At 67.6% G+C, this 20,164-nt stretch carries 22 protein-coding genes; 11 read left to right on the top strand and 11 right to left on the bottom strand.

Annotated features, from left to right (window positions below; translation table 11 throughout):
- From EYZ64_RS31035 to EYZ64_RS31025, 3 genes are all read right to left on the bottom strand, one after another.
- On the bottom strand, nt 1–1,751 hold a 1,751-nt coding region (locus tag EYZ64_RS31035; RefSeq protein WP_286175221.1), incomplete at its 3' end, for a CocE/NonD family hydrolase.
- A 65-nt stretch (nt 1,752–1,816) separates the two neighbouring features.
- Nucleotides 1,817–2,215 (bottom strand): heme-binding protein, encoded by a 399-nt coding sequence (locus EYZ64_RS31030; RefSeq protein WP_135459570.1) that lies wholly within the window; start codon nt 2,213–2,215, stop codon nt 1,817–1,819.
- Nucleotides 2,216–2,486: 271 nt separating this feature from the next.
- Nucleotides 2,487–2,924: a DUF4383 domain-containing protein gene (locus EYZ64_RS31025; protein ID WP_135459569.1), complete on the bottom strand. Its 438-nt coding sequence runs from the start codon at nt 2,922–2,924 to the stop codon at nt 2,487–2,489.
- A 58-nt stretch (nt 2,925–2,982) separates the two neighbouring features.
- On the opposite strand from EYZ64_RS31025, the gene EYZ64_RS31020 reads away from it, so the two are divergent.
- Nucleotides 2,983–3,468: a GNAT family N-acetyltransferase gene (locus EYZ64_RS31020; RefSeq protein WP_135459568.1), complete on the top strand. Its 486-nt coding sequence runs from the start codon at nt 2,983–2,985 to the stop codon at nt 3,466–3,468.
- Between the two features lie 3 nt (nt 3,469–3,471).
- Here the strand turns inward: EYZ64_RS31020 and EYZ64_RS31015 are convergent, their stop codons facing one another.
- Nucleotides 3,472–5,019 (bottom strand): acyl-CoA carboxylase subunit beta, encoded by a 1,548-nt coding sequence (locus tag EYZ64_RS31015; protein WP_135459567.1) that lies wholly within the window; start codon nt 5,017–5,019, stop codon nt 3,472–3,474.
- Between the two features lie 49 nt (nt 5,020–5,068).
- Here EYZ64_RS31015 and EYZ64_RS31010 point away from each other — a divergent pair, with 49 nt between their 5' ends.
- Complete coding sequence (locus EYZ64_RS31010; RefSeq protein ID WP_135459566.1) at nt 5,069–5,509, top strand: PPOX class F420-dependent oxidoreductase; 441 nt, start codon at nt 5,069–5,071, stop codon at nt 5,507–5,509.
- Nucleotides 5,510–5,524: 15 nt separating this feature from the next.
- On the opposite strand, the gene lipE is transcribed toward EYZ64_RS31010, so the two are convergent.
- From lipE to EYZ64_RS30985, 5 genes are read right to left on the bottom strand one after another with little or no spacing between them, the layout of a single operon-like run.
- Nucleotides 5,525–6,769 (bottom strand): lipase LipE, encoded by a 1,245-nt coding sequence (lipE, locus tag EYZ64_RS31005; protein ID WP_135459565.1) that lies wholly within the window; start codon nt 6,767–6,769, stop codon nt 5,525–5,527.
- A complete protein-coding gene (locus tag EYZ64_RS31000; protein ID WP_135459564.1) occupies nt 6,766–7,251 on the bottom strand; it encodes a peroxynitrite isomerase in 486 nt (161 codons plus the stop codon). The genes lipE and EYZ64_RS31000 overlap by 4 nt, the downstream gene beginning before the upstream one ends.
- Before the next feature lie 56 nt (nt 7,252–7,307).
- Nucleotides 7,308–7,946, bottom strand: coding sequence for an SRPBCC family protein (locus tag EYZ64_RS30995; protein ID WP_135459563.1), 639 nt, complete (start codon nt 7,944–7,946; stop codon nt 7,308–7,310).
- On the bottom strand, nt 7,943–8,296 hold the full coding sequence (locus EYZ64_RS30990; RefSeq protein WP_135459562.1) for an ArsR/SmtB family transcription factor: 354 nt from the start codon (nt 8,294–8,296) through the stop codon (nt 7,943–7,945). Before EYZ64_RS30990 ends, EYZ64_RS30995 begins: the two co-directional genes overlap by 4 nt.
- Nucleotides 8,297–8,329: 33 nt before the next feature.
- Nucleotides 8,330–8,992 (bottom strand): class I SAM-dependent methyltransferase, encoded by a 663-nt coding sequence (locus tag EYZ64_RS30985; RefSeq protein ID WP_135459561.1) that lies wholly within the window; start codon nt 8,990–8,992, stop codon nt 8,330–8,332.
- A gap of 62 nt (nt 8,993–9,054) precedes the next feature.
- Between EYZ64_RS30985 and EYZ64_RS30980 the strand changes: the two genes are divergently transcribed.
- From EYZ64_RS30980 to EYZ64_RS30965, 4 genes are all read left to right on the top strand, one after another.
- On the top strand, nt 9,055–9,597 hold the full coding sequence (locus EYZ64_RS30980; protein ID WP_135459560.1) for a hypothetical protein: 543 nt from the start codon (nt 9,055–9,057) through the stop codon (nt 9,595–9,597).
- Nucleotides 9,598–9,705: 108 nt separating this feature from the next.
- Nucleotides 9,706–11,106, top strand: coding sequence for a PepSY-associated TM helix domain-containing protein (locus EYZ64_RS30975; protein ID WP_135459559.1), 1,401 nt, complete (start codon nt 9,706–9,708; stop codon nt 11,104–11,106).
- Nucleotides 11,099–11,602 carry a copper chaperone PCu(A)C gene (locus EYZ64_RS30970; protein WP_135459558.1) on the top strand — a complete coding sequence of 168 codons (504 nt, stop codon included), beginning with the start codon at nt 11,099–11,101 and terminating at the stop codon, nt 11,600–11,602. Before EYZ64_RS30975 ends, EYZ64_RS30970 begins: the two co-directional genes overlap by 8 nt.
- Nucleotides 11,595–12,815 carry a Dyp-type peroxidase gene (locus tag EYZ64_RS30965; RefSeq protein WP_135459557.1) on the top strand — a complete coding sequence of 407 codons (1,221 nt, stop codon included), beginning with the start codon at nt 11,595–11,597 and terminating at the stop codon, nt 12,813–12,815. The genes EYZ64_RS30970 and EYZ64_RS30965 overlap by 8 nt, the downstream gene beginning before the upstream one ends.
- A 2-nt stretch (nt 12,816–12,817) precedes the next feature.
- Here the strand turns inward: EYZ64_RS30965 and EYZ64_RS30960 are convergent, their stop codons facing one another.
- Nucleotides 12,818–13,918 (bottom strand): helix-turn-helix transcriptional regulator, encoded by a 1,101-nt coding sequence (locus EYZ64_RS30960; RefSeq protein WP_135459556.1) that lies wholly within the window; start codon nt 13,916–13,918, stop codon nt 12,818–12,820.
- 187 nt (nt 13,919–14,105) lie between these two features.
- Here EYZ64_RS30960 and EYZ64_RS32160 point away from each other — a divergent pair, with 187 nt between their 5' ends.
- Together EYZ64_RS32160 and EYZ64_RS30955 are read left to right on the top strand one after the other, a co-directional pair.
- Nucleotides 14,106–14,255 carry a hypothetical protein gene (locus tag EYZ64_RS32160; RefSeq protein WP_167857650.1) on the top strand — a complete coding sequence of 50 codons (150 nt, stop codon included), beginning with the start codon at nt 14,106–14,108 and terminating at the stop codon, nt 14,253–14,255.
- Nucleotides 14,256–14,305: 50 nt separating this feature from the next.
- The gene (locus EYZ64_RS30955) at nt 14,306–14,974 is read left to right on the top strand and encodes a GNAT family N-acetyltransferase (protein WP_135459555.1); all 669 of its coding nucleotides are present in this window, start codon (nt 14,306–14,308) and stop codon (nt 14,972–14,974) included.
- Between the two features lie 11 nt (nt 14,975–14,985).
- Here the strand turns inward: EYZ64_RS30955 and EYZ64_RS30950 are convergent, their stop codons facing one another.
- Nucleotides 14,986–15,576, bottom strand: a complete 591-nt coding sequence (locus EYZ64_RS30950) for a TetR/AcrR family transcriptional regulator (RefSeq protein ID WP_135459554.1) — start codon at nt 15,574–15,576, stop codon at nt 14,986–14,988.
- Nucleotides 15,577–15,696: 120 nt separating this feature from the next.
- On the opposite strand from EYZ64_RS30950, the gene EYZ64_RS30945 reads away from it, so the two are divergent.
- The 3 genes from EYZ64_RS30945 to EYZ64_RS30935 are packed head-to-tail and all read left to right on the top strand — an operon-like array spanning nt 15,697 to nt 20,162.
- The gene (locus EYZ64_RS30945) at nt 15,697–16,704 is read left to right on the top strand and encodes an NAD-dependent epimerase/dehydratase family protein (RefSeq protein WP_135459553.1); all 1,008 of its coding nucleotides are present in this window, start codon (nt 15,697–15,699) and stop codon (nt 16,702–16,704) included.
- Complete coding sequence (locus tag EYZ64_RS30940) at nt 16,701–18,932, top strand: acyl-CoA dehydrogenase family protein (RefSeq protein WP_135459552.1); 2,232 nt, start codon at nt 16,701–16,703, stop codon at nt 18,930–18,932. Before EYZ64_RS30945 ends, EYZ64_RS30940 begins: the two co-directional genes overlap by 4 nt.
- Before the next feature lie 9 nt (nt 18,933–18,941).
- On the top strand, nt 18,942–20,162 hold the full coding sequence (locus tag EYZ64_RS30935) for a thiolase family protein (protein ID WP_135459551.1): 1,221 nt from the start codon (nt 18,942–18,944) through the stop codon (nt 20,160–20,162).
- The last annotated feature ends 2 nt before the right edge of the window (nt 20,163–20,164 follow it).

Raw genomic sequence — 20,164 nt, 5'->3', positions numbered from 1 at the left:
AGTGCCGCGGTGGGGAAGATCTCCAGGTCGTACCGGGTCAGCTCACCGGGCAGGACGGGCGTGGCGGCGGTGCGGGTACTGATGTGGTGTGGCCGCAACACTGTCCCGTCCGGCAGGTACCACGTCTTCTCCGGATCCAGCGCCCGGTGCGATCCGAGCAGGGCACCCTGGGTCAGCGGTCGGCTGGCGCCGTCCGGAGCGACGTCGTCGAGATGGGCCACCCACAGCGTCTCGGTGCTGTCGGCCGTCGCCTGCACGGTCAAAACGACTGGGCCGGCGATCAGTTGGGCCTCGGTGAACTCGGCCGTGGTGTAGGTCAGGGCCTCGCGCTGAAGCCGGCGGTTGTCCAGGTCATAGCGGATGCGCCGTCCCGCCTGGGCGGCCATGAAGCTGCCCATCCCCAGGGTCCACTGTTCGAGGCTGCGCCCGGATATCGGACCACGCACCGCATAAAGCAGCGTGGCCTCGGTCTGCTCACCGGCGGGCTCGGCGACGAGGTGCCCGCCCTCGGCCAGATAGAGCCGCGTCGGCCTGGCTTCGGGGAAGGGGTAATCCTGCGCCTGGAACCACGACTGGCTGCCGATGGCCTGGAAGCGGATCGGCGCACCGGTCACCTCGGCGTCGGTGTCGTCCTTGAGCCACCGGTCGAACCAGCGAAGCTGCAACGCATGGACATGCAGCCCGTCCATGTCTGAGACGTGATACCAGGGGCCCATGATCAACTGCACCCGGTCCGAGAGCGGTTGGCCGGGCGCCATCGGAGCGTTGGGTGGCCGGCCGGTGTAGGCGTTCTGCAGCGCGGCGTAGTTCAGTGGTGCGCCGCGCTGGAAGGCGTCGTGCCAGCCGCCGATCAGAAACACGGCGACCTTGTTCTTCGCGATCTCCGGCAATACGTCCGAGGCCCGCATGGTGTCCCAGAACGGCCCGTCGAAGGCGGTGTCGCCGCCGGCTGTGGCGTCGCCGATCATGGTGCGGAAGTACTGGCGCTGGGCACGCCCGCGCTGGCGGACCGCGGCCAGGCCACCGGCCCGGGGCCGCTCATGAGCGCCGCGCTTGGTGAACTCCAGCGCCGGGTTGACCACGTTGAGGAGCGAGTAGACCGCGCCGTAGGCGCGCACCGTACGCATGTGCGGTACCCCGCCCATGGTGACCACGTCGCGGTAGAAATCGTTGGCGGCCATCACCGGGAAGATCGCCTTCAGCGGTGAGTCGGGGCCGACCGCGGCGGCGGTGAGAAGCTGGTTGATGGCCAGGTAGGAGATACCGAACATCCCGACCCGGCCGTTGGAATTCGGCAGCCGCGCAGCCCAATTCACCAAGTCGACGCCGTCCTGGACCTGGGCGGCGCCCAGCATCTCGAACGAGCCGCCCGAGACGCCGGTGCCCCGCACGTCGGCCATCACCTCGATGTAGCCGCGCCGGATCAGGTACGGGGTGGCCCCGCCGCCGATCTGGGCGGCCGGCGGCGGGGCCTTCTTGCCGTAGGGCGTGATGGACAGCAGCACCGGGAACGGTCCCGGCGCGGGCGCCCCGGTCTCAGGCACCGTCGGATAGTGGATGTCTGCGCGGAGCACGGTGCCGTCGGAGGCGCGGACCGCCACGTTGTGGTGGACCCCGACGCCGTAGCGGGCCGGCGGTGGCGTCCAGGCCGGTTCCAGCGGCGATGGGTTGCGCTTACGGACGCGGGTCGCCGATTGTCCGGCCACCTTCTTGCTTCGGCTGCCTCGGACCGTCTGCCACTGGTTCGCCATCCGTCCTCCTTGACGTGTCGGCCTGGCTCCACGGTAATAACAGGCTGCGAGCCGACACCGACGGACTACCCGGCCATGAAGTCCGAGTAGGCCGAGGCCAGCTCGGGTGACAGTGCCGTCACGTTGCATGCGCGCTGCGTGTCACCGATGGGTGCCAGGATGCCGCGCAGGTCGTAGTACTCCTGCGGGTTGGCGGTGAAGTAACCGCGCAGCGTGGCCGCAGCCTGCGGACGCGGCTGAGTGAACGCGGTGGTCACGGCCTGGTTGGCGCCCGGGTGGCTGTCCAGATAGGCGCGCGCGGCACCGGTGGTGCTGCTGACGGTGCCGGCCACCCCGCTGGCGCTGCAGTCGGGTGCGGCGGACGCCGTCGGTGCGCCGATCATCGCGGCGGCGATCCCGCCGAGCAGTCCGGCGGCACATGCGCCGGCAATTCCACGGCGTGCGGTGATATCAGTGAATTTCATGATCAATTTCCTTCGGGATTCTGATGTCCCCGGCCCGAATTCGAAGGTAACCGCGACGCGGCCGAGCAAAACATCTGCGATGTGAAACGGCTGTGGCGGGTGTGGTGGTGTTACTACTGCCGCCGTGAATTGCGCCTCAATGCCGACGAATTGCGGCCGATGATCTTGAAATGTCTCAGAGACCGATCGCCATTCTTAATTGATCGTGATCTCCGGCGTCGGGCGTAGTGATCGAATTGTTATCCAGGTTCCGGCCAGCTAACTGATCTGCTCACCGTTTCAGGGTTAGCCCAGACAACGAGTTACGTAGGCCGCCATCGCGGTAGATCTGCACACCAGCCACGGCCAGCATGAGCGCGGCGGTTGCCATGTGCACGACCGCGTCGGTGATGTTGTTGGGGAAGGCGAATATGTAGGCCACCTGATTGGAGAAGAACGCCCAGATTCCCGGCAGCGCTCCGGCCACCGCGGCCAGCAGGAGATAGAGCACGGCCCAGGATTTGCGCCAGCACAAAACCAGGCCCGGGCCGAACAGCGCCAGGCCGGCCACTGCATGCCAGCCGTTGTAGTCCATCCCGAGAATCGGTGTCGTCGGCGCATCCGGGCCGATGGCGAAACTCGGCTCGGCAATGAAACCGATGATTGCCTGCACCACATGGAACAGCGAGATGATCAGCAGTCCCCATTGGGCGAAACTCCACCTCTGCATGCCCGGACGCTACGTTCTACTACAGCGTGTAGTCAATGGGTGGTCGTAAGGTCGGGGCGTGGAAATCCGCACCGCCACGGCTGATGACATCGCCGAGATCGCACCATTTTTCCGCGCCATCGTTGCCGACGGCGAAAGCTACACGTATCCGGATGACTTGACCGACCGGCAGATCCACGAGCTCTGGCTGGCTCCTGAACCCGGTCAGACCATCGTCGCGGTGGTCGACGGAGCCATCGTCGGCACCGCGCGGATGGGGCCGAACAAACCCGGCCGCGGTGACCATGTCGGCACCGCGAGTTTCATGGTCGATCCGGCCTCGTCCGCGCGCGGTATCGGGCGGGCCATGGGCCGGTGGGTGATCGACTGGCACCGCGAAAACGGTTACCGGGCAATCCAGTTCAACGCGGTGGTGGAGACGAACGCGCGGGCGGTGGCGCTCTGGCAGGACCTGGGCTTCCGGATCATCGGTACCGTCCCGAAGGCCTACCGGTCGCGGACCCAGGGCCTCGTCGGGCTGCACATCATGTATCTGGAGCTGTGAACGTCACCAGGTGTCGATGAACCGCGCACGGGGCGCGGGTCGCTCGTGCTCAGCGGCCGCGGCCAGTGTGGCGGCGATCAGCCCACGCGTTTCGGCCGGGTCGATGACGTCGTCGATCTCGAACAGTGAGGCGGAGTTGAGCGCTCGCGCGTTCTCCTCGGCCGCCGCGGTGGCGGCCCGCACGGCCTGCTCGCGCTCGTCGTCGTCGGCGATGGCCTCCAGTTCTTTCCGCAGACCCAGGCGGACGGCTCCCTCCAGGCCCATCGGACCCAGATGGGCACCCGGCCAGGCCACCGTGAGCAGCGGCTCATGGAGGCTACCACCGCACATCGCCTGTGCCCCAAGGCCATAACCGCGGCGCAAGATCACCGCGACCAGCGGCACCGTCAGCGCGGCACCGGCCACCAGCAGCCGAGAGCCGCGCCGCACCAGGGCTTCGGCCTCGGCCGCCGGGCCGACCATGTAGCCGGGGCAGTCCACCAGTGATACCACCGGCAGGCCGAATGCGTTGCACAGCTGCAGGAACCGGGCGGCCTTGTCGGAGGCTGCGGCCGTGATGGCACCGGCCATCACCATGGTGTTGTTGGCGATGACGCCCACCGGCCTACCGTCGATGCGCGCCAGGGCCGTCACCATCTCCGGGGCGAACTTCTCCCGCAGCACGGTGACCGAGCCGGTGTCGGCCAGTGACTCGATGATCGGTGCGACCGGGTAGGCGCGCCGGGCGCGTTCGGGAACCATTGTGCGCAGGTCGGTTTGGTCGGCAACCGGACCAGGTTCGGTCGTCCCGGTGAAGTACCCCATCAAGGTCCTGGTGGTCGCGACCGCCTCCGTCTCGTCCGCCACCACGACGTCGACGACGCCGTTGGCCGCCTGCACCGAGATCGGGCCGACGTCGTCAGGCGCGACATCCCCGAGGCCGCCGCCGGCGATCATCGCGGGCCCACCCATCCCGATGGAGCTGTCCTGGGTGGCGACGATCAGGTCGGCCGCACCGGCGATCACCGCATTGCCGGCGAAACACCTGCCCTTGACCACGGCGATGCGCGGTACCACGCCAGAAAGCCCCGCCCACAACGCGAATGCCCGGATCTCCAGGGACGAGACCGTCGGAATGTCGGTGTCACCGGGTCGTCCGCCGCCTCCTTCGGCGAAGAACACCGTCGGCAGCTTCAGCCGCTCGATGATCTCGAACAGCCGGTCCTTCTTGCGGTGGCCCAGAGCGCCCTGGGTGCCGGCCAGCACGGTGTAGTCATAGGACAGCACCGCGCATGCCGCGCCGCCGATCCGAGCGGTTCCGGCCAGCAGACCGTCTGCGGGCGTGCGTTCGATGAGGTCGTCGAGGGTGCGACGCTGCCGCTGGGCCGCGATCGCGAACCTTCCGTATTCGACGAAGGACCCGTCATCGACCAGGTCGGCGATGTTCTCCCGGGCGGTCCGGCCCCCGGTCGCGTGCCGGCGGGAGACAGCGTCGGGCCGGCCTGCGTCCTGCGTCAACGCCCTTCGGCGCAGCAGTTCGGCGAGATCGTCGCGGAGCGGTTCGTCAGGCATCGGCAGGCTCCTGGAATAGCGGGCGTGCGGTCGGAGGTTGCGCACACATGTGACCGCCACCTCATCTAACCCGTTCGATCCGCACGATCTACTGGCCGAGGCCCGGTTGGGCGTGTTGGCCACCATCAAGGCCTCCGGTGTCCCGCAACTGTCACCGGTGACACCGTTCTACGACCGGGCCGCCGGCGTCATCTACGTGTCGATGACCGAGGGTCGTGCCAAGACGGTCAACCTTCGTCGCGACCCACGTGCCGCGCTGGAGGTGACCAGTGCAGACGGCTGGGCCTGGGCCACCGCGGAAGGGCCGGTGACATTGACCGGCCCGGGCACCGATCCGCACGGCCCGGAGGTCGAGGCGCTGGTCGACTACTACCGCAGCGCCGCCGGGGAGCACCCCGACTGGGATGAATACCGGTCGGTGATGGTCTCCGATCGACGGGTGCTGATGAGGTTGACCGTCGATCGGGTGTACGGGGAGAAGCTGCGCTGATTCAGCGCACGAGTCTCAGCCGACCGGGATCTCGGCCGAGATCCGATCCAGCACAGCGGGATAGCGGTTCGCCTCCCAGTGCGCCCCGGGTTTGCCGCTACTGACGATCGCCGCCGACAGGCTGCGTTGCGGGTCGGCCCACACCGCGATGTCGACCAATCCGGTGTGCCCGAACGCCGACGGGGTGTGGCGGCCGAACGGCCCGAAGCGTTTCCCGCCGAGCATGTAGCCCGTGCCCCAGCGCATCGGCTTGAGGCCGGTCGCCACATCCGGGCGCATGCGCCGGCACGGCGTCGTCGCGGCCTGCAAAGTCTCCGGCTTCATGATCCGCACCCCGTCGAGTTCGCCTCCACGGCGCAGGATTTCGGCGAACCGCGACAGTTCGTCGGCGTTGGAGACGGTGGTCGACGACGGGATGACACTGGTGAGGAACAACGGGGTGTTGCTGAGCGGGATGATGCGGTCTAGTGTCCCGCCCACGGCGGCCCGGAACGCCGCGGCGATCGGCGCGGGCAACGGCTTACCGGTGACGTGGCTTGGCGCCACCATCGGAACCTCTTCTGCGGCAACGCCGTAATTGGTCCACCGGAATCCCAGTGGGTTGAGAATCTCGTCGGCCAGGATGTCGCGGATGTTGCGGCCGGTCGCCGCCGAGACGATCTCGCGGACCAGCGGACCCCAGGTCAGGCCGTGATAGATGTGCACGAGCCCAGGCCGGTACACCGGTTTGAGCAGGGCCAGCTGCTCACGGGTGTACTCGCTGTCGTCCACGCGGGTGACGTCGGGACGCGGTCCGGTATGGATCGGCACGCCGGCGCTGTGGGTGATCACGTGCCGGATCGTGGTGCGGTCCTTGCCGTGGCTGGTGTAGTTGGGCAGGTAGTCGCAAACCCGGTCGTCGAGGGAGAAGTGCCCCTGCTCGACGAGCATGTGCACCACGGTCGTGCTGATCGCCTTGGCCGCCGAGTAGACGCAGAACGGAGTCCGGGTGGTGACCGGAATCTTCTCGGCGTCCGGGGCATCTGTGGGGCCGTTGCCCCAGCCGTGGCCGATTGCGCGGTTCAACACGGTTTTTCCGTTGCGCCGCAAGCACACCTGGATCGCCGGGTGCAGGCCCGATCCGTACCAGTACCGGACTGATTCCCAGATCCGTTCCACGGCCTTCGGGTCGATCTCCGAATGGTCCTCTGCGCCGATGTCGGTGACGGCGTCCAGATCGGAGGGGAGGGCGATCTTGCCGGTCGGTGCTTGTTGGCTCATTCGCTCTTCCTGGTCAGGGTCGCGGAAAGGTGGTGTTGCAGCGGCTGTCCGACAGCGCCCATCTGCAGGCTGTACGTCAGTTGGTCGCCGATGACCTGGACGGAACGCGACAGTGCCGCAACGTTTTTGGCCGATGCGGTCAGACCGATGGTGGTCGCGGCCAGCTCCATCTCGATGCGCCCGTCGACGACACGCACCGTGCCCTCCTGGATCTCGGTGATGCCGGTCGGATGCGCCAGCACCCATTCCACCCGGCCGGGTGCCGGAACCCGGAGGTAGCCGGTCTCGGCGTGCAACGGCCGGCCGTCATCTTGGGCCTTGGTGCGCTGGCTGTAGGTGAGGAACGGTTTGCCGACGTGGCCGAAGGTGATCTCTTCGAGGTATTCGAACGACTCGATCGTCGGATACTCCCCGGCGCCGGGACCGGCCCAGGTGCCGAGCAGTGGAGCCAGCACGGTCAGGTTCGGGTGGAGGTCAGGCACAACGACAGGGTACGGCGATGGTGGGGCCGCACCCCATCGCGTGGCGTCGGCCCAGGTCAGCCTGCTGCGGTGTAGGCCTCAGCGGTGCGGTCCGCCGCGGCGCGGGCCTGTGCCGGATCCTCGCCGGCCGCCAGGTCCGCCTGGTACCAGAGTTCACTGGCCGAGGTCATGAAGCCGCGGCCCTCCTCGCCGGCCGCCCAGGCCGCACCCTCCTCCGGCGTGATGCGGCCGCCTGCACTGAGGTATCCGGCCAGGCCGAGAAGTGCGGAATCCCAACCGACTCCGACCGCTCCCGGCCCGAACTGCAGCCAGAACTCATCGTCGTCGCCGGAGTGCATGATGTGGTCCAGCGTGAAGGTGGCCCGATCCTCGCCCGCGGGAGTGATGGTGACCTCGACCCAGCTCGTCGCCCCCATGGCCTCCCACGTGGTCGTGAACGTGCGCGGCGGATCGCAGCTCAGCACCTCGCCGGACGCGTTACCTTCCAGCTGGAATCGGCCACCCAGCTGCATGTCGCCGGTGACGGGCAGGAACCAGCGGGGGATCCGCTCGATGCTGGTGCAGGCGTCCCACAGGTCAGCGGCATCGGTGTCGTAGGTCTGGCTGACGCTCACGACGCGCGCCTCGCGGGCTTCGAACGTCTTGCGCCCCACACTGCGGCGGACGGCGTTGAGCTGGTGTTGGACGTCGATCACTGGGAAGCCTCCTTGTTCGTGGTTCTTCTTCGTTCACGTTTGCCGCGCGCGATCTCGGTCGCCAGGGCATCCAGGTGCGGTGTCCAGTTGTGCCGGAACCGCTCGAGCCACTGGTCGACCTCGCGCAGTGGTGCGGTGTCGACGCTGTACAGACGACGGGTGCCTTCTGCCCGCACACTGGCGAAACCGTTGTCCCGCAACACCTTGAGGTGTTGTGAAACCGCAGGCTGGGTGATCGCGAACTCGGCTCGGATCACCTCGGTGATGGCGCCGGATGACATCTCACCCGCCTGGATGAGCTCGAGGATCCGCCTGCGCACCGGATCTCCGAGGATGTCGAAGGCGTGCACGTGCTCCAGAGTAAAAGTCTGTACTTATATAAGTCAAGACTGATTTTTCGGAACCGCGAGCCTGCGTGTGTGCGCGATGACCATCGCCTGCGCCGTGGGTTCATCGAGCTGGACCTGACGCGCCCGTTTGGTTGTCGCGTACACGGTGAATCCGGACGCCTCCAGGGCGTCGCACACCACGGGGATGTCGTGTCGCAGGAACGTCAGCGCCACATCCCGGCCGAAGGCATGGTCGTAGACCGCGGTCTCACCGTCGGTCTGGAAACCCAGTAGCAGCCACCCCGGATCGGTCAGGACCCGGCGGAATCGGGTGAACAGCTCGGACAGTGCCTCGGCGGGCGTGTGGATGATCGAGTACCAGGCGCACACCGCGTCGAACGCTCCCGCCTCATACGGGAGGTCGAACATGTCCGCGGTCTGAAACCGCACCTGCGGCCACTGCTGAGTGGCGAGGGAAACCATCGCCGGGGAGCCGTCGATGCCCTCGGCGCGCAGTCCGCAGGAAGCAAGTTCGGCGGCGGCCTCACCGGGCCCACACCCCACGTCCAGCACCGTGCTGCCACCGGACCGCACCACGTGGTCGGCGAAGGACCGTAATACCGCGCGATCGAACGGACGGTCATCGAACTCGCCGGCGAAGGTCCGGGTGTACTCGTTAGCGATCAGGTCGTACTGCTCATATGCCCGGCCATCCACGGCGCCAACTCTAGGTCCGGACGCCGGAAGCCCAGCTCAGGCCACACGGTAAGGTTCCGCAGGTGAGCACGTCAGCCAAGCACGCCGCGCACCTGCGCGGGGGTTTGGTCGGCGCGTGCTCGGCACTCACCGCAACGGTCGCGCACACCGCGGCCGGCGGCATGGCTCCGACGAGTAGCCCGCTGATCGTTCTGCTGCTGCTGTGCGCGGCGCTCGGAGCCGCCGTCGGCGGGCTGAACCCGCAGACGCGCTCGGCCCGGACGGGTGTGTTGGTCGCCGGGCTGGGCGCTGGTCAGCTCGTCGGTCACTTCGCACTGGCGATGTCCGGCGGGCATCATCATGCGGCATCACTTCTGACCGCACCCATGCTGGGTATGCATGTCGCCGCGGCAGTGGGTCTGGGCGTGGTGATCGGTATGGCCGAGTACCTGTTCGTGGTGTGCGCCTCCGTGCTGTGCTGGTTGCGGATCTTCGCCGCCGCCCGGCTCCGCCCGTTGGACCGTGCGCTCTGGTGGCCTTCGAATGTGGTTGTGGCGCGGCCTGTTCTGCTCCGCGCCGGTTTGGGAATGCGGGCGCCGCCGGCGGTGTCCGGTATGGGCTTCTGACGCCCACTACTTTCTTCTGAGCCCGTCGGACCGACGGGCTGTTAGCCGTTTGTGCGCCCGCGCGCACCTTTCTGGTTCTCTCAAGTTCTTTTCCGCGAAGGCGTTTTCATGACCACCACCCCCGACGATCAACTACGCGAGGAATCCCCTCCTCCCGTCAAAACCCGCTCCATCCGTCCCCTTCTGGTGCGGCTGCACTTCTATGCCGGCGTGTTCGTCGGTCCGTTCATCCTGATCGCGGCCGTCACCGGCCTGCTCTACGTGCTGATCCCGCAGATAGACACGTTCGTCTACCGGCACGAGCTGACGGTCGCGCAGGTTGGGACCGAGCGGCTGCCGCTGGCCGACCAGTTGGCCGCGGCGCGCCACGCCCATCCCGAAGGCACGGTGGAGAGCATCCGCCCGCCGGCGGCCCCTGACGAGACCACCCAGATCAGCCTGCTGGTGGGTCCGGAATTCAAGGACGTTCCGCCGGACTACTCGCGCACGGTGTTCGTCGACCCTTACACGGGTGAGGTGCGTGGGGCGCTCACCACCTACGGGCAGTGGATGCCGATGCGGGCCTGGTTCGACGAGCTGCACCGCAACCTGCACCTCGGCGCATTCGGCCGCAACTACAGCGAGCTGGCTGCCAGCTGGATGTGGGTGATCGCCCTGGCCGGGCTCGCCCTGTGGATCATGCGCCGTCGGGAGAACCGCGCGATGCGCGACCTGATCCTGCCCGACCGGACCGCCTCGGGCCGTCGACGCACGCTGTCCTGGCACGGCGCGGTCGGCGTGTGGACGGTGGCGGTCCTGCTCGCGCTGTCGGTTACGGGCATTACCTGGTCCCGTTATGCGGGCGAGACGGTCAACAGCATCCAGGCCCGGCTGAACACCACGGCGCCTGCCGTGGACACCTCGTTGTCCGGGGCCCCGGCCGCTGCCGCGGCACACCACGGACAGCAGGGTGGCCAGTCCGAGCTGCGCGGTGCCGACACCGTGCTGCGGAGCGCAGAGCAGGCCGGGCTGCGCGGCCCGACGTGGATGTACCCGCCGGCCGAGGCCGGTCAGGCCTGGAAAGTTGCTGAGCGTAAACGTGATTGGCCAACCCGTGCTGACGCGGTCGCGGTCGATCCCGATACCGGGGCCGTGACCGATCGAGTGAACTTCGCGCAGTGGCCCTTGCTGGCCAAGCTCACGGACTGGACGATCGATGCCCATATGGGCCTGTTGTTCGGCATCGCCAACCAGATCGTGTTGGCGCTCACCATGGTTGGCCTGATCACCGTCATCGTGCGCGGCTACCGAATGTGGTGGCAGCGCAGGCCCACTCGCGGTTCGGACTGGGCCGTGGGCCGGGCGCCGCTGCGCGGGGCGCTGCGTGATCTGCCGCCCTGGGGCAGCGTGGCGGTCGTCGCCGTCGCTGCCGTCATCGGGTGGTCCCTCCCGCTGTTCGGGTTGAGCCTGGTGGCTTTTTTGCTGGTAGACGTGGCTGTGGCGTGGTGGAAGGAAAGATCAAATGTCTAAGGTTGCAGCTGTTCTGACGGGGGCCGCATTGGCCCTGGCGGTAGGACTGGGCGCTTGCACACAGAGTCGTCACGACGAGACGATGGCCGAGAGGGTCAAGGTGAGCGAGCAGTGGGCCAGTGCGGCCGACGCGGGGATGACCGCCGTCTTCGGCACCCTCACCAACACCGGGCACCACGATGTGCGCATCGTCTCGGCGACCTCGCCCGCCGCCGGAATGGTGGAACTGCACGAGGTCGTCGGCGCCGGCGGGTCGAAAACCATGCGGCCCAAGGAAGGTGGGTTCGCCATTGCGGCCGGCGGTACTCATGAGCTGGCCCCCGGTGGGGACCACCTGATGCTGATGGATCTCAAGGCGCCACTGCAGCCCGGTGCCGATGTCCCGGTGTCCTTGGTGTTCGAGGACGGGTCCTCACTCCCGGTCACAGCCCAGGTGCGGGACTTTGCCGGCGCCAATGAGAACTATCAGCCGCCGTCGCCGCACGGGCATGGCTGATCCGTCCCGCCTGTCGGTCAACCGGCGGCGCCTCCTCACCGGCGCCGCCGCCGCGCTGGCCGCCGGTGCGGTGCTGAACCAATCCGGCGCGGCCCATTCCGCCACCGTGCAAAAGGGTTTCGGTGTCGACGTGGAACCCTTCTACGGACCGCACCAGGGTGGGATAGCGACCGCGCCGCAGTCACACGGGCTGTTCGTGGCCTTCGATCTGAACCATGGCGGAAAGGCCGAGACCGGGCGCACCGAGCGCGAGACTGTCGCCGCGATTCTACGGTTGTGGACGGCCGACGCGGCGCGGTTGACCCGCGGTGCGCCTGCGCTGGCCGATACGGAACCCGAACTCGCCACCCGTCCAGCCAGATTGACGATCACGGTCGGCCTGGGAATCGGGCTGTTCGACCGGATCGGTCCGGCGGGACCCCGGCCGGCCTCGGCCCGTGAGCTGCCGGTCTTTGACGTGGACCGGCTCGAAGACAGGTGGTCCGGCGGTGATCTGTTGCTGCAGATCTGTGCCGACGATCCGGTGACAGTGGCCCACGCAAACCGGGTGCTGACCAAGAACATCCGGTCGATGGCGACCCCGCGCTGGCGGCAGGCCGGGTTCCGCAACGCCCGCGGCGCCGACGCGACCGGCACCACCATGCGCAACCTGATGGGACAGGTGGACGGCACCGCGAACCTCACGGCGGCCGACTTCGACGACCTGGTCTGGATGTCCGGTCCGGTCCACCCGGGACTGGTCGGTGGCACGTTGATGGTCATCCGGCGCATCGCCATGCACCTGGACACCTGGGATGAACTGGACCGCGAGAGCAAGGAGTTCACCGTCGGCCGCACGTTGGATTCCGGGGCTCCACTGACCGGCACCCGTGAGACGGACGAACCGGATTTTGCGTTGATGCACAATGGAATTCCGGTGATTCCGCAGAACTCCCACGTTGCGCTGGCGCACCATCGCGGCACCACCGAACGATTCCTGCGCAGGCCCTACAACTACGACGATCCGCCAGAGCCCGGCCAGACGTCGAACACCGGGTTGATCTTTGCGACGTTCCAGCGCGACATCGACGAACAGTTCCTCCCGGTGCAGCGGCGCCTTGCCCGGTTCGATGCGCTCAACCAGTGGACCACCGCGATCGGCTCGTCGGTGTTCGTGGTGCCCGGCGGGGTGCGGGCACCCGACGACTACCTGGGGCAGGAGCTGGTGGGCTGAGCTCAGGTCACCGGATCCAGGGTGAGCAGCAGCCGCACCAGTTCCACCTGGCGGTGCGCGCCGGTCTTGTCGAACACCCGGTGCAGGTGGGTGCGCACGGTGGTGATCGAGACAGACAGATCCTCGGCGATGTGTTTGGGATCGGTTCCGTGGGCGACCCGCAGTGCGATGTCGGCCTCGGTGCGGGTCAGGTGGTACAGGCGTTGCAGGAGTGCCGCACTGGGTTCGGGCTCGTGGGCCGGATCGACCAGCACCACCAGCGCCCGTCGCCGGTCGGGCTGGTCGAGACGGTGCAGCGGCAGGATGTGGATGATGAACGGTCTTGTATCCGAAGGTCTTTGGACTGTGAACGAGTAGCCGCCGCGAATGTTGTCGGAGGTGCCGGTCAGCGCCGAGTGCAGGGCGCGGTTGAGGGTTCGGTTTGTCGAGGTGTTGGTCGCGGTGATGCGGCCGGAGACCACCTGGAGGCCGTCGTCGCCGCGCAGGATCGCTTCGGCGGCTGCGTTGAGGTTGAGCACCTGGCCGTTGGGCCCGGCGACGACGATGCCGTGGACCACCGAATCCAGCGCCGCGTGCAGGTCGGCGTCCTCGTGGGCGAAGTCGTCGAGTGCGCGCTGCGCCCGTAGTGCCTGCTGCAGGTGCGGGACCAGGCCGCTGAACTGCCGGACACGGTCCCTCGCGCCGAACGGCTCGGACGTCACCGCGGAATGCAGGAGAAAGCACACCGGGCGGTGCCCCTGGGACAGGCGGACGAACAGTCCGTCTTCCAGTTCGTTGGGGTGCAGCCAGTCGGTGTAGAACTCGGAATTTCGGTACGGGATGACCAGTTCCGATCCGGTGCGGACGGTACCCACCGCGCCCTTCTCGACTGCGGCCATGGGGGAGTCGAGTCGGTGGTAGTACGTCGCGTAGCTGGCGGCGGCGCCGACCGGCAGGATCGAGTTCTGAATCGACCAGATCGACTTTTCGGCGGTGAGCAACGCTCCGCCGTTACCGCCGATTTCGCGATGGATGTCGCGGATCGAGGACTCCCAGTGCTGGGGAGCGATCGCGGCGGCGTAGATGCCGGCTACAAGGCGTGAGAATCCTTCGACCGTGACCATGTCACAGATCCCGATTCGTTCGTCGGCGTATGCATCTGACGTCAGACTAACCCCAGATCAATATCAATCGGATGGATGATGTGTCGCCGCGATCGGGATGGTTCCCTTCGGAGATGAACGGCGTGCCCGCCGCCGACATCGGGTCCGCCGACAACGGAGCCGGCGAAGGGGGCTTGCCATGTTCTCGATGACCCCGCTGCGACCCATGGTGGTTGCCCACAGCCCGTGGCATCAGCCGATCGACGGCCACGACCACGGCCGCCATCCGTTCGAGTGCGCATCGCGGTTGATCTATTTCGAGTGGTCGGAGATGGCGCGAGAAATGGACCGACTCTGAGCTGACGGTTGCTCTGCACAGAGCGCACATTGCTGATCTACGCTCGCGGTATGACCGATCACGACAAAGCCGCGGCCCGGCGCGAAATTGCCGACGCTCTGCTCAACGCCCTCAACCGGCGCCACGAAGTGCTCGATGTGATCGTGGACGCCGACGATCGCCCGGCGGCCATCGACGCGGTTGCCGGCCTGCTCGGCACCTCGCACGCCGCGGCCGAAGCCGTGGTCGGGTTGTCGTTCGCGCAGATCACCAAGGATTCGCGTCGCGCCATCGCTGCCGAACTCGATGATCTGAATTCCCAGCTCAGCTTCACGGTGTTGGAACGTCCGGCGGCCTCGGGTGAATCTCTGGATCTGCGGCCGTTCGCCGCCGACACCGACCGCGACATCTTCGTGGCCAGGACCACCGACGTCGGTGCCTCCGGTGACGGGTCGGGTGCGCCCGCAGCCGATGTCGACGACGAGATTCGTGCGGCCCTGGGCCGGGTGGAGGCCGAAGAAGCCGCCTGGTTCGTGGCCCTGGAGGGCGACCAGAAGGTCGGCATGGTGTTCGGCGAACTGACCCACGGTGAGGTCAATGTCCGGATCTGGATCCACCCCGACTTCCGTAAGCGCGGCTACGGCACCGCCGCCCTGCGTAAGTGCCGCTCGGAGATGGCGACGTACTTTCCCGCCGTGCCGATGGTGGTGCGGGCGCCGGGGGCCGTTCCCGGGGCGTAGCGCGTCAGCTCTCAGCCGGCCTGGCCGCGCAGGCTCGCGACGATGATGTGGGCCAGGCCTTCGGCTCGCTGCCGGGAGTAGTTCCGTCCCTCCGACAGCATCGGATAGACCACGCCGCCGAGGAGGGCGTCGGCAGCGGCGGACGCCAGGTCGGCGTTGATGTGTTCGGCGATCAGCCGGTTGCGCACGGAATCGACCAGCGGTCGGCTGAAACCTGCCCGCAGCCGTGCGGCGGTGTCCTCGTGTTCGAGTGAGGCTGCCGTCAGGATGCGCAGCATCGCGTTGCCGCGCTTCGTGGTCAGCGCCGAGGCCAGGGTTCCGGCCCAGGAAACCAGGTCCGCGGTGACATCGTCGGTGTGCGGCATGGTGGCCAGGATCTTGTCGGCGTCCTCCAGCAGGACATCGGCGACCAGCGCGGGCCGGCTCGGCCACCAGCGGTAGATGGTCTGCTTGCCGACCCCGGCCCGTGCGGCGACGGCCTCGATGCTCAGCCCGTCAAAGCCCCGCTCCAGTAGTAGTGCGCGGGTGGCCTCGATGATGGCCACCCGCGACTTCTCGCTGCGTCGCCGCGGAGGCGTCACCTCATCGGTAGTGGGGATCATCGGTCCGTCCTCGTCGGTCCTCTGCACGGATCTTTACACGGCAAGCTACCCGTCGTAGTCTCCCACAAGACGAGACGTAGCGTCTCGTAAATATCGTGAGAACGGCGAATGCAAGGGCGCATGGCAACAAAGAAACTGGTCATCGGGGCCAGCGGATTCCTCGGTTCGCATGTCGCCAGGCGGCTGGTCGAGCGCGGCGAGGACGTACGGGTGCTCATCCGCAGCACCAGCTCCACCCGCGGTATCGATGACCTCGACGTGGAGCGGGTCTACGGCGACATCTTCGACCCCGATTCGGTGCGCGACGCGATGGACGACTGCGACGTCGTGTACTACTGCGTCGTCGACGCCCGGGCCTGGATGAGCGACCCCGCACCGCTGTGGAGAACCAATATCGAAGGGCTGCAAGAGGTCCTGGATGTCGCGGTGGAGGCTGGGCTGAGCAAGTTCGTCTTCACCAGCTCGATCGCCACGATCGGCATCGCCGAATCCGGCCTGGCCACTGAGGATCTGCCGCACAACTGGCTCGACGTGGGCGGCGACTATGTGCATACCAGGGTGCTCGCCGAACAGATGGTGCTGCGGTACGCCCGTGAGCACGGACTGCCCGCGGTGGCGATGTGTGTGTCCAACACCTATGGCCCAGGCGACTGGCTGCCGACCCCGCACGGGGGACTGGTCGCCGCTGCGGTACGGGGCAAGATGCCGTTCTACGTCAACGGCGCGGCCGCCGAGACCGTGGGCATCGCCGATGCCGCCGAGGCGCTGGTCCTGGCCGGTGAGCGGGGCCGGGTCGGTGAGCGCTACATCGTGTCCGAACGTTTCATGTCGGCCGGGGAGATCTACCGAACCGCCTGTGCTGCTGTCGATGTCGAGCCGCCGCGGCGCGGGGTCCCGATCCGCCTGCTGGCAGCGGCGGGCGCGGTGGTCGACCCCCTGGCCCGGCTGCGCAAGAAGGAGAACCAGCTCAGCCCGCTGACCGTGCGGTTGATGCACGTGATGTCGCCGATGGACCACGGCAAGGCGGTCCGCGAACTCGGATGGAAACCGAGACCGACCACCGAGGCCATCGCCGAGGGCGCACGATTCTTCACATCCGGTCTCTTCCGATCGAGGCGGCGCGCATGACCACCTACGTCTCCATCGCACTGACACCCGAACAGCAGCAGCTGAGCGAAGCCGTCGGGCAGTTCGCGGCCCGGCACGCACCCATCGACGCGACCCGGGCCGCGCTGGACGACCTGGCCGCGGGGCGGTTGCCGTCATGGTGGGGCGCATTGGTGGAGAACGGCTTTCATGCCGTACACCTGCCCGAGGCGGTGGGCGGGCAGGGCGGCGGCCTGGAAGACATGGCCTGCGTGCTGGAGGCCGCGGGTGCGGCGCTGCTGCCGGGCCCGCTGCTCACCACCGCGATCGCCGGGGCCGCGCTGGCCTCGCAGCAGTGCCCCGGCGCCGAGACGTTGCTCAAGGAGATCGCCGAAGGTGCGACCGCCGTCATGGTGTCCAGCGAGCGCGCCGACATCGCCGGCCGCCGCGACGGGGACGGCTGGCGCCTGACCGGTTCGACCGGCCTGACCTTGGGCCTGTGCTCGGCGCAGCGCGTCGTGGTGCCCTTTGCCGACGAGACCGGCGCCCTGCGCTGGGCAGCGCTGAATCCGGCTGAGGGTCAGGTCGAATCGCGCCGCGGCACCGACCTGACCACGGATCTGGGCCTCCTGCGGCTGAGCGATCACGCGGTGCCCGCCGCCGCGGTCCTGACCGGGGTGGACGCCGAGCTGGTCACCGACCTGACCGTGGCGTTCACCGCCTCGATGGCGGCCGGCATCACCCAGTGGTGTGTGGAAACCGTCACCGAACATCTACGGACCCGGGAACAGTTCGGCAAGCCGATCGGGACGTTCCAGGCGTTGCAGCACAAGGCGGCGATGCTGCTGGTGAACAGCGCGCTGGCGACGGCAGCGGCCTGGGATGCGGTGCGGGCGCTCAATGGGTCCGTGGATACCGACCAGCACCGGCTGACCGCCTGCTCGGCCGCGGTGATGGCGGTCATGCCGGTTCCCGGTCTGGTGCTCGAGGCGCTCACCATGCTCGGAGCAATCGGATTCACCTGGGAACACGATCTGCACCTGTACTGGCGCCGGGCCACCAGCCTGGCCGCATCGATCGGTCCGGTGTCACGCTGGACCCGCACCCTCGGCCGGCTGTCGGCCACCGCCACGCGGGACGTGACGGTCAACCTCGGCGAGTCCGACGCCGAATTCCGGGCCCGGGTCGGTGAAACCCTGGACCGTGCACTCACCCTGTCCGACAACGGTTTCGGACGACAAGGCGAGTACCCGGAGTTCACGATCGGGGCACGGCGTGACTTGCTGGCCGACGCGGGGTTGATCGCCCCGCACTGGCCCGCGCCGTGGGGATGCGACGCGACCGTACGCCAACAGCTCATCGTCGACGAGGAATTCGGTAAGCGCGCAGCCCTGGTGCGACCGTCGGTGGGCATCGCCGAGTGGATCCTGCCGAGCCTCATCGCGGCCGGAACCCCGGAACTGCAAGAGCGTTTCGTGCCCGGCTCGCTACGCGGGGACCTGTCCTGGTGTCAGCTGTTCAGTGAGCCGGGAGCAGGATCGGACCTGGCCTCGCTGAGTACTCGGGCCGTGCGGGTCGAGGGCGGGTGGCGGATCAACGGACACAAGATCTGGACCTCGTTGGCGCATCGAGCCGATTTCGGTGCGTTGCTGGCCCGTACCGATCCCGAGGCTCCCAAGCACCGCGGTATCGGCTACTTCATTCTCGACATGCGTTCACCCGGAGTCGAATTCCGCCAGATCACCCAATCCAGCGGGCGGGCCGAGTTCAACGAAGTGTTCCTCACCGACGTCTTCGTACCCGATGACATGCTGCTGGGCGATCCGGCGTCGGGCTGGCAGTTGGCCATCAGCACCATGGCCCACGAACGGGTGGCGATCAGCGGCTACGTCAACATCGACCGGATGGGGGCGCTACGCGAGCTCGTCGGGGTGAGCCCTGATCCGGATCCGGTGTTGCACGCCATCGGCGAGATCGACTCCTACACAAACGCTCTCAAGGCGCTCGGGGTGCGTGAGACGCTGCGTCTGCTCGACGGACAGCCCCCGGGGCCGGCGTCGAGCATCGCCAAGGTGGCCACCAACGTGATGCTGCGCCGCGCATCCGAACTCACCCTCGGACTCACCGGACCGCTTGCCCTGGAACAGGACAGCCAACCCGCGGTGGTGGCGCCCTACCTGGACCTTCCCGCCGAGCTGATCGGCGGCGGCACCACTGAGATCCAGCTCAACATCATTGCCCAGCTGATTCTGGGATTACCCCGCAAGTGAGGAGCGAGTATGGGAGCGCGTAGGGGACTACAGGGCGAAGCCGCGATCGTCGGCTACGTCGAGTTGCCGCCGGAGCGGATGAGCAAAGCCGCGCCGGCTCCGTTTACCTTGGAGCAGTGGGCCCTGCTGGCAGCGGCAGCCTTGGAGGATGCCGGCCTGTCGGCCGAGCAGGTCGACGGCATCGTCACCTCTCACCTGGGCGAGTCGGAGATCTTCGTGCCGTCGACCGTGGCCGAATATCTGGGCGTGCGAGCGAACTTCGCAGAGTTGCTCGACCTCGGCGGGGCCAGCGCCGCGGGCATGGTGTGGCGGGCGGCCGCCGCGATCGAGCTCGGCCTGTGTGACGTGGTGCTGTGCGCCCTACCGGCGCGTTACATCACCCCGAGCTCGGAGCTGAAACCGAAGACGTTGACCGACGCGGTGTTCTTCGGCTCGTCCAGCAACCAATTCGGCTCGCCGCAGGCCGAATTCGAGATTCCCTATGGCAACCTCGGCCAGAACGGGCCGTACGGTCAGGTGGCGCAGCGCTATGCCTATGAGTACGGCTACGACGAGCGGGCGATGGCCAAGATCGTGGTGGACCAGCGGGTCAACGCCAATCACACCGACGGCGCCATCTGGAAAGACACCCCGCTGAGCGTCGAGGACGTGCTGAACAGCCCGGTGATCGCCGACCCGTTGCACATGCTGGAGATCGTGATGCCGTGTGTCGGTGGCGCCGCCGTGGTCGTGGCGAGTGCCGAGGTCGCCGCCCGAGCCCGCAACCGGCCGGTGTGGGTCAAGGGTTTTGGCGAGCACGTGCCGTTCAAGACGCCCACGTACGCCGAGGATCTGCTCGACACACCGATCCGCAAGGCGGCCGACACGGCGTTCGGGATGACCGGGCTGACCCGCGACCAGATGGACATGGTGTCGATCTATGACTGCTACACCATCACGGTGCTGCTCAGCCTGGAGGACGCCGGGTTCTGCGAGAAGGGCAAGGGTATGTCCTTCGTGTCCGACCACGACCTGACCTTCCGCGGCGATTTCCCGCTGAACACCGCGGGCGGCCAACTCGGTTTCGGCCAGGCCGGATTAGCCGGCGGCATGCACCACGTTTGCGATGCCACCCGTCAGATCATGGGCCGAGCGGGGGCCGCCCAGGTCGCCGATTGCAATCGCGCATTCGTCTCCGGCAACGGCGGCATCCTGTCCGAGCAAACCACCCTGATCCTGGAAGGCGAGTGAGA

The sequence above is a fragment of the Mycobacterium sp. DL99 genome (assembly GCF_004762045.1).
Taxonomy (GTDB): domain Bacteria; phylum Actinomycetota; class Actinomycetes; order Mycobacteriales; family Mycobacteriaceae; genus Mycobacterium.
This window is presented reverse-complemented; position numbering and strand designations above follow the sequence as displayed.